14 protein-coding genes are annotated in these 18156 nt (G+C 40.9%); 8 read left to right on the top strand and 6 right to left on the bottom strand.

What is annotated here, in order from left to right; translation table 11 throughout:
• Window positions 1–34: 34 nt before the first annotated feature.
• Complete coding sequence (locus ABF638_RS30915; RefSeq protein ID WP_435026690.1) at window positions 35–949, bottom strand: hypothetical protein; 915 nt, start codon at window positions 947–949, stop codon at window positions 35–37.
• A gap of 52 nt (window positions 950–1001) precedes the next feature.
• Window positions 1002–2084, bottom strand: a complete 1083-nt coding sequence (locus tag ABF638_RS30910; protein WP_435026689.1) for a restriction endonuclease — start codon at window positions 2082–2084, stop codon at window positions 1002–1004.
• Window positions 2085–2216: 132 nt separating this feature from the next.
• Here ABF638_RS30910 and ABF638_RS30905 point away from each other — a divergent pair, with 132 nt between their 5' ends.
• Entirely contained in the window at window positions 2217–3398 is a 1182-nt protein-coding gene (locus ABF638_RS30905; protein ID WP_435026688.1) for a class I SAM-dependent methyltransferase, read from the top strand.
• Between the two features lie 70 nt (window positions 3399–3468).
• Here the strand turns inward: ABF638_RS30905 and bioB are convergent, their stop codons facing one another.
• On the bottom strand, window positions 3469–4476 hold the full coding sequence (gene bioB, locus ABF638_RS30900; RefSeq protein ID WP_435026691.1) for a biotin synthase BioB: 1008 nt from the start codon (window positions 4474–4476) through the stop codon (window positions 3469–3471).
• 396 nt (window positions 4477–4872) lie between these two features.
• Here bioB and ABF638_RS30895 point away from each other — a divergent pair, with 396 nt between their 5' ends.
• The 3 genes from ABF638_RS30895 (at window position 4873) to ABF638_RS30885 (ending at window position 8929) form a co-directional block, all read left to right on the top strand.
• A complete protein-coding gene (locus ABF638_RS30895; RefSeq protein WP_435026687.1) occupies window positions 4873–5448 on the top strand; it encodes a GNAT family N-acetyltransferase in 576 nt (191 codons plus the stop codon).
• 351 nt (window positions 5449–5799) lie between these two features.
• The gene (locus ABF638_RS30890) at window positions 5800–7257 is read left to right on the top strand and encodes a protein adenylyltransferase SelO (protein WP_435026686.1); all 1458 of its coding nucleotides are present in this window, start codon (window positions 5800–5802) and stop codon (window positions 7255–7257) included.
• A 493-nt stretch (window positions 7258–7750) separates the two neighbouring features.
• Window positions 7751–8929: a TIR domain-containing protein gene (locus tag ABF638_RS30885; RefSeq protein WP_435026685.1), complete on the top strand. Its 1179-nt coding sequence runs from the start codon at window positions 7751–7753 to the stop codon at window positions 8927–8929.
• 11 nt (window positions 8930–8940) lie between these two features.
• On the opposite strand, the gene ABF638_RS30880 is transcribed toward ABF638_RS30885, so the two are convergent.
• Entirely contained in the window at window positions 8941–10665 is a 1725-nt protein-coding gene (locus ABF638_RS30880) for an ABC transporter ATP-binding protein (RefSeq protein ID WP_435026684.1), read from the bottom strand.
• Between the two features lie 434 nt (window positions 10666–11099).
• Here ABF638_RS30880 and ABF638_RS30875 point away from each other — a divergent pair, with 434 nt between their 5' ends.
• From ABF638_RS30875 to ABF638_RS30865, 3 genes are read left to right on the top strand one after another with little or no spacing between them, the layout of a single operon-like run.
• On the top strand, window positions 11100–11345 hold the full coding sequence (locus ABF638_RS30875) for a type II toxin-antitoxin system Phd/YefM family antitoxin (protein ID WP_069070923.1): 246 nt from the start codon (window positions 11100–11102) through the stop codon (window positions 11343–11345).
• A gap of 52 nt (window positions 11346–11397) precedes the next feature.
• Window positions 11398–11637 (top strand): hypothetical protein, encoded by a 240-nt coding sequence (locus ABF638_RS30870; RefSeq protein WP_069070922.1) that lies wholly within the window; start codon window positions 11398–11400, stop codon window positions 11635–11637.
• Window positions 11634–11900: a type II toxin-antitoxin system RelE family toxin gene (locus ABF638_RS30865; RefSeq protein WP_435026683.1), complete on the top strand. Its 267-nt coding sequence runs from the start codon at window positions 11634–11636 to the stop codon at window positions 11898–11900. Before ABF638_RS30870 ends, ABF638_RS30865 begins: the two co-directional genes overlap by 4 nt.
• A 179-nt stretch (window positions 11901–12079) precedes the next feature.
• Here ABF638_RS30865 and ABF638_RS30860 read toward each other — a convergent pair whose 3' ends face one another.
• Together ABF638_RS30860 and smc are read right to left on the bottom strand one after the other, a co-directional pair.
• Complete coding sequence (locus ABF638_RS30860) at window positions 12080–13081, bottom strand: PRC-barrel domain-containing protein (protein WP_435026682.1); 1002 nt, start codon at window positions 13079–13081, stop codon at window positions 12080–12082.
• A gap of 58 nt (window positions 13082–13139) precedes the next feature.
• Window positions 13140–16775: a chromosome segregation protein SMC gene (smc, locus tag ABF638_RS30855; RefSeq protein ID WP_435026681.1), complete on the bottom strand. Its 3636-nt coding sequence runs from the start codon at window positions 16773–16775 to the stop codon at window positions 13140–13142.
• Window positions 16776–17251: 476 nt separating this feature from the next.
• On the opposite strand from smc, the gene ABF638_RS30850 reads away from it, so the two are divergent.
• Window positions 17252–18073, top strand: coding sequence for a carbonic anhydrase (locus ABF638_RS30850; RefSeq protein WP_435026680.1), 822 nt, complete (start codon window positions 17252–17254; stop codon window positions 18071–18073).
• The last annotated feature ends 83 nt before the right edge of the window (window positions 18074–18156 follow it).

Here is an 18156-nt window from a genome sequence, read left to right as displayed (position 1 = left end):
AGAGTTAGTGTAACTAGATATGTAAAGTTTTGTATTAGGATTCAACATTTCTGGTGTTGCACATATCCTCCCAAATTAGGGAAAAACCATGTACTCCCCAGAATTCACCATCACCTTGCTCAGGATTTAGCTCGCCGTAGAGGAATGTTTCAATAGCTTCATAAAGTCCCCAATAGTCAGCATCCTTGTAGTAAGTATTTTTATCTATCTTATCTAGCGCTTCTTTTAGAATACTAATAGTCTCTTCAAAGCTATCTTCGCTAAAAATAGATTGATTGCTAGTTAGATAATCTTCTTTAAAACGTTGGGCAAGAAAGTGTATATCTTGAATACGTGCTTTAATGTTATCTGGTACATCACTATTTAATTGCTCTATAATCTCATCTAGAATGTAGCAATACAGATTTACAAGGTCAGTGCTTTCATAACGTACTGTCGAACGTGGTAAATCCATTGCATCAACATAGATTACATCGTTATTTGAATTGTCTTTTAGATAAATAGCGCGATCTAGATACTTGTGAATCTGAGAATATTCGATGTCTTCACTACGTTTAACTTTTTTTTGAATTGAGTTTATCGCAAGTTCATCGTAGGCTTCCATAACTCGCTCTATCATTTTAATCTTACTGTAGAGTACACAAACATCTCCTTCCTCTGTTTGCATCTTGACTCCACCAGATGAAAGAATTGTTTGATCCTGCTCCTGTTGAAAATCAGGCTTATTGGTCTTGAATCTTGTGTTGTCTAAATTATCACGCTCAAATTTGCGAAAAGTGCGATACATTTTGAAAAATAAATTTCGTACTGCATCGAAGTCACCCTCTGGGAAATTATCAAAGCCATTTGGCAGACAAAATTCAAAATTATCTTCCGATTTAGACTTACGAATACCAATAAAAGAATCGTTGGTATTTTTAACTATATTAAGGCTGGAGAAGTCAAACATGGCTCGTTCAAAATCGAGGCTACTTTTTCAAGTTTAAATTGTAATAATAAAGTCAATCAGGAAGGTTCATTATATTTTTTATAAAAGTATTATGTAGTTTAGTAAAATCTCCAAAAGTTACTAGATTATCTTTTGTTACATTCAGAAGCTCCACCAGTGGCTTTTTATCACGATTAAAAACACTGTCCCACAGAAAGAACATTAGTTTATTCTGTATTTGTTCAGCAGTTACAGGCTGTTTGATAAAATAATACCCGATTTGCTTGTCTTCAATTCCTCGAATCGAGGCATGATGGCTTTTGATAAAGTTATTAAGGTTTTTAATAAGCTTTTTCCATTCATTTTCGTCTAAGATTCCTCCTTTTCCATATGTCGCCGTATTAGGCTTAGTCTCATCCCAGTTCACAAATTCCCAGTCCCAACGGCGTTTGAATGCACTATCCATGAAGTAAATGGAATTATCAGAAGTGTTCATGGTCGCAAGGATAGAAAGATTAGGAGGAATTTTGATGATTCTATTTACCAAATCAAATCTTAAATATTCAATTTTTTTTTGTAATGTTTCTAACTTAGCAACTCCTTCGTAAGGTTGCAATTTATACTCGTTGATAGTTCCTATGTCATCATAACTAAACTTAGTTCCTATCAATTGTAATAGCTTTAAAAATTCAATAGCAGTTAGATTAATACCGTAACTTGACCAACCATCTTCATCTCTATCTAAAAGCTGAAAAACAGTACCAAATATAGCTGAGGAGTTACCTCTATTTATTTCATCAATCACAAGAGCAACATTTTTCGGTTGACTCAGTTGTTTACCTTCTTTATCATAGGCTTCCTTAATGTTCTTATAAGCTTGAGAGAGTGCTTTTAAAAAATGCCCTTCATAGTAGTTGTACTCTACTTTTCCCGATTTCATCGTAATGGGTATTAATTTGCCCATAAAATCCCCATAGGTATATTCTGGGTGAAAAACTGTTTTGATAATATTTTCAGGATTAGTACATTCATCTATACCTAAGTAATTAGGGATAATCTCGGAAACTATTCTGTGGCTTTTGCCAGTTCCAGGACTGCCAAAGAGAATTTTATGAACGGGTTTATTCATTAGTGGTGACATTTGATGAGCAACCATTTGTTAATGCCAAATGTAAAATTTATACAACAAACCAGTTTAACTCAACTTCCTGAAAACGGGTGGTAAAACTTCTTGGCTGTGAGCAACAAATATTCGATAAACTCAGAATTGCCCCAAGATTTACTTACTATGTCCGATTCCCAAACTGTTAGTGCTGCTGTTGCCAAACTCTACAATACCTACCCCTTTCCGCCGGAAGCCCTGTTGGATGAACCACCTCCAGGTTACAACTGGCGCTGGAATTGGCTAGCCGCTCATAACTTCTGCACAGGTCAAAAACCCCAAAGGCAAGATATTCGGATTTTAGATGCAGGTTGCGGTACTGGTGTGGGTACAGAGTACCTGGTTCACCTCAATCCTCAAGCTTCTGTTGTAGGAATTGACCTCAGTACGGGTGCTTTAGCTGTAGCCAAAGAACGTTGTCAGCGTTCAGGGGCTAACCGCGTTGAATTTCATCACCTCAGTTTGTTTGATGTGGAACAGCTGCCTGGTGAGTTTGATTTAATTAACTGTGTTGGCGTTTTGCATCATACCCCCGATCCCATTCGCGGGATTCAAGCTTTGGCGAAGAAGTTAGCCCCAGGCGGCTTAATGCACATTTTTGTGTATGGGGAGTTGGGACGCTGGGAAATTCAACTCATGCAAAAAGCGATCGCACTTATTCAAGGTGACAAAAAAGGCGACTACCGCGATGGTGTCCAAGTTGGGCGACAAATATTTGCTTCTTTACCAGAAAATAATCGAATTGTCAAATACGATAAACAACGTTGGTCATTAGAAAACAATAAGGATGAATACTTTGCCGATATGTACGTTCATCCTCAAGAAATTGACTACAACATTGAGACGCTGTTTGAATTAATTGATGCTTCAGGATTGGAATTTATTGGTTTCTCGAATCCGAGCTTTTGGGATTTGGAGAGACTTTTAGGCAAAGCACCAGAGTTAGTGGAACGGGCAAAAGAATTGAGCGATCGCCAGCTTTACCGCCTGATAGAATTATTAGACCCAGAAGTAACTCATTACGAGTTTTTCCTCAGTCGTCCTCCTTTAATCAAAGCTGACTGGTCAGAGGATAATGTTCTTCTAGCAGCGATTCCCGAACTGAATCCTTGTATTGAGGGATTTCCCAGTCAATGTTTCTTTAATTACGATTACCAGATAGTTAATTTATCTGTAGCGGAGTTTGAGTTTATGCAAAAGTGTGATAAAAATTCCACAATTGCAGAAATTTTGGCAGGTGTAGAACTGGGATTAGATGGGGTAAGAACCCTTTTACAACAGCAGTTGATTTTATTGACACCTGCTTAGGAAATTTAGATAAAAAATATCCAATTATTTATTGTGGGATGGCCGTTTCGACTATCCCACAAAAAGATATTTATCCTACAACAGCCGGACTTGCTACCTTCTCTTGTCTTTGGGAAGGTGGACGCATTCCCAAACCAAGTAAATTCAGCATTTCTCGGTCAGTATCGTAATCTGGGCAGGGAGTTGTTACCGTCAACATCTTATTGTCGTCGCTGGAAAAGATAGAATTAGCTCCTGCCATAAAGCAGAAAGCTTGCTCAACTTGAGAAAGTCTAGCTCTACCGGCACTAAGACGCACATCGGAAGCTGGCATTAAAATTCTGGCTGTGGCAATCATCCGCACAATATCCCAAATGGGGACATCAGGCTGATTTTCTAAGGGTGTGCCTGGCACTTGTGAAAGAATATTAATTGGCACGGACTCTGGATGGGGATGTAAATTTGCCAGAGTTTGTAACATTCCAACACGGTCATCTACAGTTTCGCCCAAACCCAGGATGCCGCCGGAACAGACAGTGACATTTGTCTGACGGACATTCTCAATCGTGTTCAAGCGATCGCTATATGTCCTTGTGGTAATAATTGTGCTGTAATATTCCTGCGAGGTATCTAAGTTATGGTTGTAGGCATAAAGTCCCGCTTCTTCCAATTTTTTGGCCTGATTTGCCGTCAACATACCTAGAGTGCAGCACACTTCTAAACCCATTGCGGTTACATCCTTGACCATGTCCAGGACTTCCTCAAATTGTGAGTTATCCCGCACTTCTCGCCAAGCAGCACCCATGCAGATGCGACTAACACCAGTTTCTTTGGCTTTCTGGGCGATGTTAACCACCGTTTCCTTTTCGAGGAGTGCTTGCGCCTTTACCTCTGTTTTATAGCGGGAAGATTGGGCACAGTAGCTACAATCTTCTGGACAACCTCCCGTTTTAATCGATATGAGCTTACAAACTTGTATTTTTGTTGGGTCATGATATTGGCGATGCACGCTAGCAGCTTGATAAACAAGCTCTAGCAATGGCGTGTTGTATATCGCCCGAATCTCTAATTCCTGCCAATCGTAGCGTATTCCCACCACATCACTATCCTTCTTGTAAACTGGGTTAATCAAGAGCTGTCTTTTGCTTGAATTTCCTGCGGTACAGCGTTTGGGCAAAGCGATTTTATCGAAGTTATGCCCCGCACTGTGCTTTGTCACCCATTGGCTCTCAATCCTTCCGCTCTAGATATTAGACATCAGCTTATCAAGATTTTGGTTGAATGGCAGATTAAGAGCAAAAATACTCACTCTATTCTGTTGTAAAGGGCATTGGGTAAAAATGGAAAAACTATCACCCTTGCATAAGTGCGACCCTTGCGTAAGTGCTGATAATGAGACAGCTAATCTAACTGCTGCTACTCAACCACAGGTTATGAGAGAATTTATAAAATTTAGAGAATGCTCTTGGAAGAGATCCCGCTGATTAAGTAATTTATGATATCAGAACTGCCAATAATTACAAGCGATCGCCTATTATTACGAGCAGCGATCCATGAAGATGTACCCCAAATTCTCAAATACTTTATTGAGAATAAAAGTTATCTCACTCCATTCTATCCTCTTTGGGCGGATGGTTTTTTCACTGAAGAATATTGGCAGTATCAGATAGAGAATAGTTTTCTGGAATTTATCAATGGCCAATCGTTAAAATTATTTATTTTTACTAAAAAAAATCCCACTGTAGTGATTGGAACGGTCAATTTTAGTAATTTTGTCCGAGGAGCTGCTCATTTTTGCTATGTGGGATATAGCCTTGCTGAAAGGAAACAAGGTAAAGGATATATGACAGAAGGGCTAAAAGCCGCGACTCAACATGTATTCCAAGAGTTAAATTTTCACCGCATTATGGCTAATTATATGCCTCACAATCGGCGTAGTGGTAGTGTACTAAAAAGACTCGGTTTTGTCATTGAAGGATATGCTAGAGACTATCTGTTAATTAATGGGCAATGGGAAGATCATATTCTGACAAGTCTCATCAATCCTAATTGGCAAGCACCTAAATTTTAAAATAATTCGTAATTTAATTCTTAGGGTTATCAATTCAAAAGTAAGAGACCATTCATAAAGTAAACCTTAAATTTCCAGGTTCGTTAGGCGCTGATTTAACGCACCTGGAAATATGGTATGTTACAGCTAAATTAAACTTTCTCAAACCCTCAAACTCTTACACAGCCGTAACATACCCTACTTAATATTTACTTTATAAATAGGCTCTAATCATAGAACACAATATTATTATGTGCTCTAGATTTTGATGGTAGCGCTACCATATTTTAGATATGGGTCGCTTTTTGCATCTATGCTGATGCTGAAGCCAGAGGTAGTATTAAGGGAAGAATGAATTAAGCTTTGCTCGTAATGACTCTGGCTGAAACTCCAAACTACAATAATTCTAGCAATCCTTTTCTCACCCTCAACTACGAAAGCGCCTTAGAATCTCTAGGCGATGACTACTATGATGAGGTTGCAGCAGCAGAATTTCCCCAACACCTCCTGCGTTGGCGTAACGATGAACTATTACCCCGTTTCGGTCTAGACCCCCAAGTAGTCAAAGACGAAGATTTCATCACAGCCTTTGGCCGATTTCAGGGGCGCAAACCCTTATTGGCATTGCGTTACCACGGCTATCAATTTGGTGAATATAACGGACAGTTGGGCGATGGTAGGGGCTTTCTCTACGGGCAAGTACGCGCCAATGATGGCGAATTATACGATTTTGGCACAAAAGGTTCTGGAAGAACGCCCTACTCTCGTGGTGGCGATGGTTTGCTCACGCTCAAAGGTGGGATACGGGAAGTTCTGGCTGCGGAAGCACTGCACCACTTAGGTGTACGTACCTCGCGCTGTCTGACCATGATTGAAACAGGTTTACCCCTCTGGCGGGGCGATGAACCTTCACCGACTCGTTCATCTGTGATGGTTAGGATGAGCAGTTCTCATATTCGGTTTGGCACTTTTGAGCGACTGCACTATTTCCAGCGTCCAGATTTAACTAAGAAGCTGTTAGACCACGTAATTGAGCAGTATTATCAACACTTAACTGCTGAACAAGATAAATATGCCCTGTTTTACGCCGAATTAGTTAAACGGGTGGCAGAACTAGTAGCCCAATGGATGGCGGCTGGATTTTGTCATGCAGTTCTCAATACTGACAATATGTCGATTACTGGAGAGAGTTTTGATTATGGCCCTTACGCGTTTATCCCGACTTACAACCCATCCTTTATAGCTGCATATTTTGACTATTATGGACGCTACTGTTACGGCAATCAGCCAAGTATTTGCCACTTGAATTTAGAAATGCTCCAGGAACCTTTTAAGGCAATTATTGATAAAGGTGATATGGAGGCGGGATTAGCCAGGTTTGATGAGTATTATCAAGCTGAATACAGTTCTTTGATGTTGAAAAAGTTGGGTTTTGTGGAATTGCCAGATGCACAAGCTCAAGAACTATTGAATCTAACGATTGAATTTTTGAAAGAGAGCCAAATTGGTTATCACCAATTTTTTTATGAGATGGCTCGCAGCTTTTCATCTAAATGGCGAGATGAACCAGGTTTTGTGATGAACAGTTCAGATATTGTACCAGTACCGGGTGCGTCAGGAATTTTTGATGATTGGTGCATACTATACCATAAAATTTTGAATGATCTGGACTGCGATCGCATCGATGTAATTGCCCAAACTCTAACTGTTCATAATCCGAAAACGGCATTATTAAGACCTGTGATTGAGTCTATTTGGGAACCAATTACTCAGGAAGATAATTGGCAACCTTTTTATGATTTATTGCAGCAAATCAAATCTAAAAAGTAGTCAAGTTATAGCTATTTTATTCTTAATTTCTATAGAGTTATTGAGATTAAATTTTCTGTAATTGACACGACCAATAATCTAAGAAGAGACGTTGCATTGCAACGTCTCTAAAAACGACTATAAACTAATACGCTTGGGTTAAGCGCTACTTATACAAAATCGTGGGTTTTTGAGACGCGATAAATCGCCGTCTCTACAAGTGTTTTGGTCTTATCTGAACTGTATTGAACTATAAAAATCCCGATTTAATTGCGAGAAAATACGTAGGTTTTTTGTCAAATCTAAAAGTAAAATTTTATTCAGCTTTGGCGATTAGAAATCATGTCTACACAGACTAAATCGAAAGTTCTGATTTTGGTAAACCTCGCTTCAGAATTATTTTTGCATACGCTGGTTTTTTAAGCCTACGTAATTAGGATTGGTTTGTGTATTAGCAAATTATATTTGCCCAATTGTTTCCAAACTTCTATAGCATCTAAGAAAATCTAAAAAAATGAATCAGATATACATATCGTATGCATGGAAAGATAACCAGAGTGAATTAGGCAGACAACGCGAAGAATTGGTTGATAAAATTTGTGCTGCACTTGTTTCTGAACGTTACAACTTAATTCGCGATCGCAACTATTTAACGCTAGGTAAGAGTATACAGAAATTCATGCAGGAAATCGGGCGTGGTAACTATGTAATTCTTGTAGTCAGCGACAAATATTTGCGATCGGAATACTGTATGTTTGAAGCTGTTGAAATCATGAAACACAAGGATTATGAGCAAAGAGTTTTTCCAGTTGTTTTAGAGGATGCCAATATATATACCAAAGAAGGCAAGATCGAGTACATAAAATACTGGAAGCAACAGAGAGAAAAAATAGAAGAAATTATTGATTCCGAACTATTTTCCTATGAATATTCAGCAATGCATAATGTTGCGGCAAAAATTATAGAAATTTCAGAAAAAATTGATGAATTTATGTTTTTCATCTCGGATAAATTAAGCGTAAATCCAACTAATAACTTTAATGCATTTATAAATCAGCTTAATGATGCTATTAGAAATGATGCTGTTCAACTCAGAAGTACAAAAAACATTTTAGTTGCAGGAACAGGAAACTTTAATATTCCTAATGAAGTTAATTGGTGTACTCAAAAACTTGGTGAAAAAATAGCAGAATATAACTACAACCTGATCACAGGTGGATGGGAGGGAGTAGATTATGTTGTAGCGGATAAGTTTGCTGAAAAAATAGCACAAAAAAATATTCGCCTAACGGATAAGTTAACCCACTTTGTTCCACAAGGAAAACAACCTGTATTTAAGGGTGGAAAAGTCGAATACACAGAGTCAGGTATTAATGAATGGCTCAATTGTCTGCGACATTCAGATTTGGTTATTCTTGTGGGGGGTGTCGGCGGAACTTATGAAACTTATCTGTATGCTAAACAAGAAAAAATTCCGGTGATTCCTATTGTATGCACTAATGGCGATGCCAAAAAAGTGTTCGACGAAATGCTGGCAAATTGGGATAGTAAATTAATGGGAAATATCTCACCTGAAAAATTCAAGTCACTGAATCAATATATCAATGACCCATCAACAGCAGAAGATGTAATAAATGATGTGATGGATATTGTTAACGAAATTATTTTTGCAAAAACCATGTTAAATTCCTAAAAATTAAATAGCTAACTAAACTGCTGGGCATAAAACCGGGCATAGCGATGTTCTAAAGCTAATAATTCTTCATGGGTTCCCGATTCGACAATTTGTCCCTGTTCGAGAACTAAAATGCGATCGCACCTTCTAACTGTTGATAAACGGTGAGCAATAATAAACACCGTCCGTTTTTCCATCAATCTTTCCAGCGCTTCCTGTACAAGTGCTTCTGACTCGGAATCTAATGCTGATGTCGCCTCATCTAGAATCAAGATTTGGGGATTGAGGAGAACAGCACGAGCGATCGCAATTCTTTGTCTTTGTCCACCAGATAAGTTTACCCCACGTTCACCCACCCAAGTCTTATAACCCTCTGGCAGTTGGCTAATAAACTGATGAGCATTAGCAATTTTCGCCGCCTCTTTCACTGCTTTTATGTCAAAAATATCTTGTCCAAAGGCGATATTTTGAGCAATTGTCCCCGAAAACATGATGGTTTCTTGAGGAACAATCCCAATTTGTCGCCGCAGACTATGCAGCTTCACATCCCGAATATCAACATCGTCAATTAATATTTGACCAACTTCAGGATCGTAAAAACGGGGTAAAAGATTCACAAAAGTGGTTTTACCAGCACCAGAAGAACCCACAAGAGCGATCGCTTCACCTGGCGATACCAATAAACTGATATCTTTTAATACGGGTTCACCTGGTTTATAGGCGAAGGAAATATGACGATATTCTACTTTGCCATTGACTGGGGGGAGAGCGATCGCATTTATCTTTTCGATCACCGTCGGCTGAATTGCCATCAATTCAAAAACGCGGTCAACAGATGCCTCACCCTGCTTAAATTCGTTGTAGTTATTAGTAGTATGACCAATGGGATCAATTAACAGCGCCGCCGCCGCCAGATAGCTGAAAAAATTCGCCACTGTCAAGTTGTTTTGGGAAATTTGCCACGCTCCCACAATCAGTAACGATAACGCACTTAAGGCTTCGAGAAATCCGATGATGGGAATCTGAATTGCTTTGAGGCGTTCGGCTGAGTATTTTGCTTTCAGGCTGCGTTCTGCTTCATAGCCAAAGCGGGCGATTTCGTAATTTTCGGCAGCAAAAGCTTGTACCAAACGAATACCATTGAAAACTTCTGCCAGGATGGCTGATAAACCCGACACGCGATTTTGACTTTTTAAGGAATACTTGCCCAACCGTTCACCAAACCAGCCGATTAAAATACCCATCAGCGGGGCAATTATGACTGTTGCGAGTGTCAGTTGCCAATTTAGGTAAACCATGTAAATTGGAATTGCTACCAATTGCAAAATGCAGGGGATAAAGTCGTGAAATACTTTATTTACCACTTCGCCAACGCGGTCAACATCTTCTGTGAGGCGGTAAGATAAATCACCTGCTTTTGCCGTTTCAAAATAGCTGAGATTTAACTTTTGAAGATGTGCGTAGACTTGCTGGCGGAGATGAAAAGCCACTCGCAAAGCAGCTTTCGCCATGTACATATCTTGTATAGACTGAAATAAGCCTCTGACAAGAAAGACTAAGGCACAGCTGCCAGTTATTTGAGCGATCGCTACTACATTACCTTGTGCAAAGGGAGTTGCCAATTTCCCGGCAAGATTGATCAACACTAATGTCGCCAGTACGTATCCCAAGATACCAACAAGTCCTTTGGCGATGGTTTGCCACTGGAGTTGGATATAAGGCAGTAGTTGCAAATAATTAGAACGGGTTTTCAAACTCGAAAGTCCACAACAGTATTTTCCTTTGTTTGACGCTAGCAGTTTTTAGTGAGTTTCTGAACAGTTAACTAATTAACGTGAGTTCGATGAACCTCTCCCTCTCAGCCTCCCTCTCCGAAACGGAAAGGGAGGAGCAAGAAAAATTCCGCTTTTTGCTCCCCTCTCCGCGTCGGAGAGGGGCTGGGGGAGAGGTCAAATAAGACTTGTCGAACTCACGTTCACTAATTAGTTACAAACTGTTTTAGCATTGATCCTAGAGTTAATTAGTTCATAAGTACTAGATAGATCCATTTAATTGTGGTGTGACAGTTCTGGCTCGTGGAATCCCGGATTTAATCTTGTTTTGAATATCGCACCGCCCTCATCACCAACGCCGTCACAGGTAAAATAGATGTGCGCCAGGCCCCCATCCGCTAACCCCAGAACCCACCATGACACAAATCACCCTTTCCGATCTCCCCGAAACCATCCAAACCCTACTCAACCAAGCCCAAAAAACAGGCGAACCGCTCACTATTACCCAAAACGGTATCCCCTTCGCCATCATTTCCCCCATCAAGAAAAAATCCCTCCTGGAAACCCTTTCCACCCTTGAACCACTGGACGAAGACTTTGCCGACGTGGACGAAGGATTATTACCCTTAGATGATATTGAGTTTTCAAAACATACATTGTAAAAAATAGAATTGATAAATTAATCAAACTTAACAATCTTAAAGAGGCTTAATTATGAAAACCGAACACGAACGCGAACAATTAATCAAAGCTATCAACGTACTGCTAAACCAAGCTTACGACAGTACTCTAGATGAAATTCATGCACTACTTGAAAAAATCGAAGATGAAGAGGACGAGAACGATTTAAAAGCCTATCATGCTGCTAAAAGTGATCTAGAAAATAATAGTCTTATCGCATGGGACGATATTAAAAAGGAAATCGCTAATGAAAGAAAAAAGGACGTAGCGTGACTTACGAAATTAAATTTACCAAAGGTGCTAGAAAAATGTTTAAAAAATTATCTCAAGAATTACAAGATCGCATACAACCCAAAATAGATGAGTTGGCTATAGAACCACGTCCCAATGGAGTTAAAAAGTTACAGGGTGGAGAAAACACATATCGAATTAGAGTAGGCGATTATCGAGTTATATACGATATTTTCGATGATGTTTTATTGGTAAATGTTATAGATGTCGGACATCGTAGCAAGGTTTATAAAAATGAAAATTGACAAAAAATATTAGAGCTATCGCCTACAGTGTCTTCGCTATAAGTACTTAAACAAAATTAATTACACACAATTTAGTCATAAAACCATTATCCAGACTAAAAATTAGCCCCCTCCTTACTTCTAAGGAAAGAGCTAGACTAATCTTGAAATTTAATTACGAACTACGAATTACGAATTACTTAATATCCACCTTCTTCTTCGTATTCTGGCTGTCTTTCCTTGATTTTTTTGGGAATATTCACAGGCTTCGGCTCATCTTCCCAAGCATCGCCCTCTACGTCGTCATAATCATCGTATTCATCAACATAAGGCTTGCTGTAAGGCTTGGCTTCATACTTTAGCGGCTGCTGCGGTTGTTGATATCTGTCGTTGCCCGTTGCCTCGCTCCAGTTATCTTCTTCCTCGTCTTCTTCGTATTGAATAGATTCATACTGCCGTGCCTTCATTACCTGACGCTGTGGCCTTTCTTCTTCCACATAGTCTTCTGTCCATTCTTCTTCCCGCGCTACTGGTTCGGGGGCGCGAACTTTTTGCCTGGGTGGCTGCAATGGCACTCCACTAGGCAGTTGATTGGGTGGTGCAACTTGGCGCGGTGGAGTATAGCCGCCGTATTCTGTATCTTCATCGCGCTCCCAGGGTGCTTTACCGATACCCAGGCGCTCTAGTAAACCAACTGTCAACTGGTCTACCCGTTCTTCGGCTCCCTCAAACACAATCAACCGATTGGGGCCAGTGCTGACAATTTCATCTACTGAGAACTCATAAGTACTCACAAATTGATCGGGAATTTGGGGCAATCCTAAAGAAGCAATAACTATGGAGTTAAGCTTCCCGGTTTCGCCGTCGAACTTGAAACCCCGAACTTTGCCTAGTACTTCACCTGTTTCTGTAATTACTTCCCAGTTAATCAGATTACTGAGAGATTCAACTTCGATATCTTCAATTACATCTTCGTTATCAACTAGGATGACATCACCAATCTGGCTGATGTTGTTGAGGTACATGTAGCGCGGTATGCCCGAAATAGAGATCAGGCTGTCTCGCAAACCAAGAGCCACAACCTCTCGCTGATCAATATCAACCCAGACTTGACTGATTATGCCTAGCCGCTTGCCGTTGTCGCGGGTAATCACCTGGGTATTTAATATGTCGGAACGCCTAATTATCTGTTCGGAGGTCATTCTATACCGAGTCCTGATCTCGAATCCGGTTTATCTATACACTATTATTAACAAAAACTCAAGCAGGTGTATTGGATGATTGTAACTTAATCCCCAAAACTTGAGTGTAAGCTCCTCGTGCTTGAGTAACGCCAATTGTGCGTTCGGCTGATTCTATCATCGGACGACGCAAACTCACAACTATAAATTGCGCTTGTTGTGACTGTTGTTTAATCATTCTAGCTAATCGTTCTACGTTTGCCCCATCCAAAAACATATCTACTTCGTCAAAGGCGTAAAAGGGTGATGGGCGGTAGCGTTGGAGGGCAAAGATAAAGCTCAGGGCTGTAAGTGATTTTTCTCCCCCAGACATGGAAGCTAGGCGCTGTACGGGTTTGCCTTTGGGGTGCGCGACTAAATTTAGCCCACTGCTAAAGGGATCTTCGGGATTTTCGAGTTGTAAGAAGCCGTCACCGTCTGAAAGAATGGCAAAAATTGATTGAAAGTTTTCGTTAACGGCATCGAAAGCTTCTTTAAAGGCAAGTTGCCGCAATGTGGTAAAGTTTTCAATCCGCAAAAGTAGTTCGGTGCGTTCTCCTTCTAGTGTCTCTAATTTTTGCGTCAGTTCTTGGAGGCGGTTTTGAGTGCGTTCATATTCTTCCAACGCCAGCATATTAACGGGTTCCATTGCCTGTAAGCGTTTGGTAAGCGATCGCAATTCTTTCTGCAATTCTTCTAAATCTACTTTATCTGGAACTTCCGGCAGGGGATTTGGCAATTCTGCTCCCACATCCCGCAACTGGCTTTGCAGTGCAATTAGTTCCTCTCGCCGCTTCTCTTGGGTTTCTTTGAGTTTTTCGATTTCCCATTGCAATTGTTGTTGGCGCAAAAGGTGCGATCGCACTTCCAGTTCTGTAGCGTCGCGTTTTTGTTTTTCTTCTCCCAAATTTTGCTCCATAACGCTGAGGTTGGCGCGGGTTTGGGTGATTTGCTCGTCTATCGTTGTGATTTGTGTGGAGACGCGATTCATCGCGTCTGTACAAGAGATTTGTTGGGTTTCGTATTCGGTGATTCGCGTTTCACCTTCTTGGATTTTTTCTTGCAAACGTTGTTGCTGATTTTCTAAATTTTTTAATCTTTGTTCAGCTTCTCGTAACGTCGTTTCGCGTTGTTGCAATTGTTGCTCTTGAATTTTAATGGTTGCCTGGATTTGTTGCCATTCACTGGGAGTTTGAGATGCCTCTAACTCTGCTAAGGCGTGTCGTAATTGTTGCAACTCATTTTCTTGTCCAGGTAATTCCCGCTCTAAAATTTCTAATCGGGATTGAGCAGTGGTTAACTTTTGGCTATTTTGGGCGAGTTGCGATCGCGTCCCCTCTAATTGTGCTGTTAAATTCTTAATGTCTTTCTGCAACTGCTCCAATTGCAACTGCTGTTCGCGCCGCGCTTGACGGGCTTCTGTTAGTTCCTGGGTGAGTTTTTTGGTTCTGGCTGATAACGTGGCGATCGCTTCAGTACAACGCTCTAAAACTCGCTCAATATCCACCAAGCGACTTCTTAAAGCGATCGCTTCATCAGATTCCGCCGCTTCCGCATTGCCAAACCGCAAGGATGAACGATTGCTGTTACTACCACCAGTCATTGCACCGCTGGTTTCTAATAGCTCCCCGTCTAAGGTAACAATGCGATACAGTCCTAAGTTTTTCCGCGCCGCCTCAAGGCTGGCAAATACCACCGTGTTACCGAAAACATAGCTAAATACATCTTTGTAACGGCGATCGCAATCGACTAAGTTCACAGCATAATTAACGAAACCGCTAGCAAAACGCAGCGTTGCATCTTGAGTAAATTTGGGAGCGTGAATTTTATTTAGCGGTAAAAAAGTCGCTCTCCCTGCACGTTTCTGTTTGAGCAGTTCAATTCCTGCTGCGGCGACACTATCATCTTCCACCACGATATGTCCCAAGCGTCCACCGGCAGCCATTTCTAAAGCTAGTTGATGGCGGGGTTCCACCTTTCCTAACTGCACAACTAAACCACAAAGTCCAGGCATTCCCGATTGTAAAATGACTTTACTGGCTTGGGTTCCTTGGACTTCTTGTTGTGCTTGGGTTTGCGCCTCTATTTTATCCAACTGGCGTTGTTTTTCGCGTTGTTCAAAAAGTAACCGCTTTTGGGTTTCCTGTTGGATTTGCAGTTCTTGTTCTGTGGCTGAGAGATTTTGGGCTAAATTTTGGATGGGTTCGCTAGAGGTGTTAAATTCCGTTTCAACTCGACTACACTCAGTTTGTTTTTCTGCTAACAGGGGTTCGTCGCGTTCAATTAACTGAGTTTGCTCTTGGATAAGTTGCTGTAACTGATTATTGCGTTCTCTGAGTTGTGCTTGTTCGGTGCGTTGCGGTTCTAGGGTGTGCAGTAAAGCTTCAATTTGACGGTTGAATGCTGTTTGTTGCTGCACCCACGCTTCGGAAGCTGAGGCGATTTCGGCGGCGGCTTCGCGGGAGGTTTCTAAGGCTTGGTGGGCTTCATTCCTTTGGTGTTGGGAAGACGCGATGAATCGCGTCTCTACAATTTGTGTTTCGGCAATTTCTTGTAGGGAATGGCGGTGTTTTTGAATTTCTTGCTGAGTTTGAGTTAGACGTTTGGCAGTTTCTTGGGAAGCTGTTTGTAATTCTGTGAGTTGACGCTGGAGTTGTTTTCGTTCTGCTTCTTGGGTGGCGAGGGTGGATTGTACCGCTAAAAGTTCTTCTTCTCCCAATGCTTTTACATGGGCATTGAGTTCTTCTAGTTCAGCAGTTTTTTGGACGATTTCGGAATTGAGGTTTGTGAGTTGGGTAGTGAGTTCAGTAGAATTGCGATCGCCTGTTTGAATTTCGTGAACTAATTTTTCTTGGTGTGTTTGTAGCGATCGCCATGATAAAACAGCTTCCCAGGATTGTTTCGCTAGAAATTCTGTGCGAAGTTTTTGATATCTCTCAGCTTTAGCCCGATCTTGGGAAAGGCGATCGCGCTGTGCAGTTAATTCCGTTTCAATAATCCGACAGCTATCTTCCTTTTCCTTCACTTCATCTAAAGTTGATTTGGCTTGGATGATTTTGCGATCGAACGCCGCCACCCCAGCCAATTCATCAATAATTTCCCGCCGTTCCCGCGCATTCATCGAGATAATGCTGGTGACATCCCCTTGCAGCACCACGTTGTAGCCTTCAGGATAAACCCGTAGGTTACTTAGTTCTTCATGCAACTGCGTCAGTGTGCAAGCTTCACCATTAATATAGTAATTTGACGTGTAACTACCTTGGTGACTGACTCGCAGCCTTCTAGTAACACTCCACTCGCCCAATTTTGGATTTTGGATTTTGGATTTTGGATTTTCTTCCTCTACTTCTCCGACTTCCTCTGCTTCTTCACTCTGCGCCTTTGCAGTTTTGGGTAAGACATCCTCCCCCGACAAGTCAAATGTCACTGTCACGCTAGCTTCAATAGAAGCGCGTCCTTTAGCCGTTTGGGTGTTATTTACCAAATCTGGTAGGCGATCGGCTCGCATTCCCTTAGAACTGGAGAGTCCCAGGCAAAAGAGCAGTGCATCTAAAATATTCGATTTACCCGAACCATTTGGCCCAGATATGACAGTACACCCCGGTAGCAAAGGGACAGAAGTAGTGCCACCGAAGGATTTGAAGTTCGTAAGTTCCACGCGCTTGATGTGCACCATAGGCGCTGGTTCCCTGGGCTAATGAAGAACAAGTGTATCAACTAATTAAGAATTCGCAAGAGGGTAAGGGGGAGAATTGGAAATTATAGTAGACGTGTTGCGGTGAGCCTGCAAGCTTCACCCAAAAAGCTTACCGCAGGCGATCGCTCAGTGTACGGCAAAAATTTTGATGTCGCAAACTGACCATCAAATTTTCCCAGAGCAGATAATATCATGTCCGACTAATTACTTGTAATTCAAAAATTTGAAATAGGATCAAGGCATTCTGATACAGTAATATGAGTTGCTAAGTAATAGGGGGGAGGAAGTGAAAAAAGCAACTCACCCCAATGATAGATGTTATAAAAAGCACTAAATGAATTTATAATATAGTAATCTTTACAATTGAAAAAACGTAGAAAGAAAGTCATCTTTACTACCTCAATCTGATGTATGTGATTTGTTTCTGAACCCCCAAATTTTTCTAGAGCTTAGTAATGAAGAGATTAATTAAAGGTCTGCGCGAATTTAAATCTAGCTATTTTTCGACACATCAACAATTATTTGAGCAACTTTCACAGGGTCAAAAGCCTAGAGTATTATTTATTACCTGTTCTGATTCGCGTCTCGATCCAAATCTAATTACACAAGCCCAAGTTGGTGAATTATTTGTCATTCGCAATGCAGGTAACATCATTCCACCGTATGGGGCAAGTAATGGCGGTGAAGGCGCGACAATTGAATATGCTATTCAAGCTTTAGATATTCGCCAAATTATTATTTGTGGTCACTCTCATTGCGGTGCAATGAAAGGATTAATGAAGTTACACAATCTCAGCGATGAAATGCCGCTCGTACATGATTGGCTTAAATATGCAGAGGCAACTCGAAGGCTAGTTATAGACCACTACAGTCACTACGACGGCGAAGAACTGCTAGAGATTATGATTGCCGAAAATGTTCTTACTCAAATTGAGAATTTGCGGACATATCCAGTGATTCACTCTAAGCTTTATCAGGGGGAACTCAGCATTTATGCTTGGATTTATCACATTGAAACAGGAGAAGTTTTCGCATACGATCCCCAAAAACACGCTTATGTTTTGCCTCAAACTCAGCTTCCAGATTCGGAAATAGATGAGTCGTTCAGTGGCCAGGCTTCAAATACTAATGTAGTAGTGCGTTCCCCTCAAAACTCGCAAGATGATGTTCAACCTTATGAGAAACAATCTGTTTCTCCATTTGAATGGTTTCCAATGAGACGCCTTTCTCCAGAGCAGATGGAGCGAATTTATCGAGGTTCAAATAATGGAAGTTGAAAGATGAAAATATAGAATTATAAATAAGCTATATAGCAATCCGATTTGATTTCTGAATCACTCGTAGAGGTAAGGGACTGGGG

It is taken from the genome of Nostoc sp. CALU 1950, assembly GCF_051172895.1.
Classification (GTDB): domain Bacteria; phylum Cyanobacteriota; class Cyanobacteriia; order Cyanobacteriales; family Nostocaceae; genus Nostoc; species Nostoc edaphicum_A.
The sequence above is the reverse complement of the archived record's forward strand: the minus strand, read 5'-3'. Positions and strand labels throughout refer to the sequence as shown.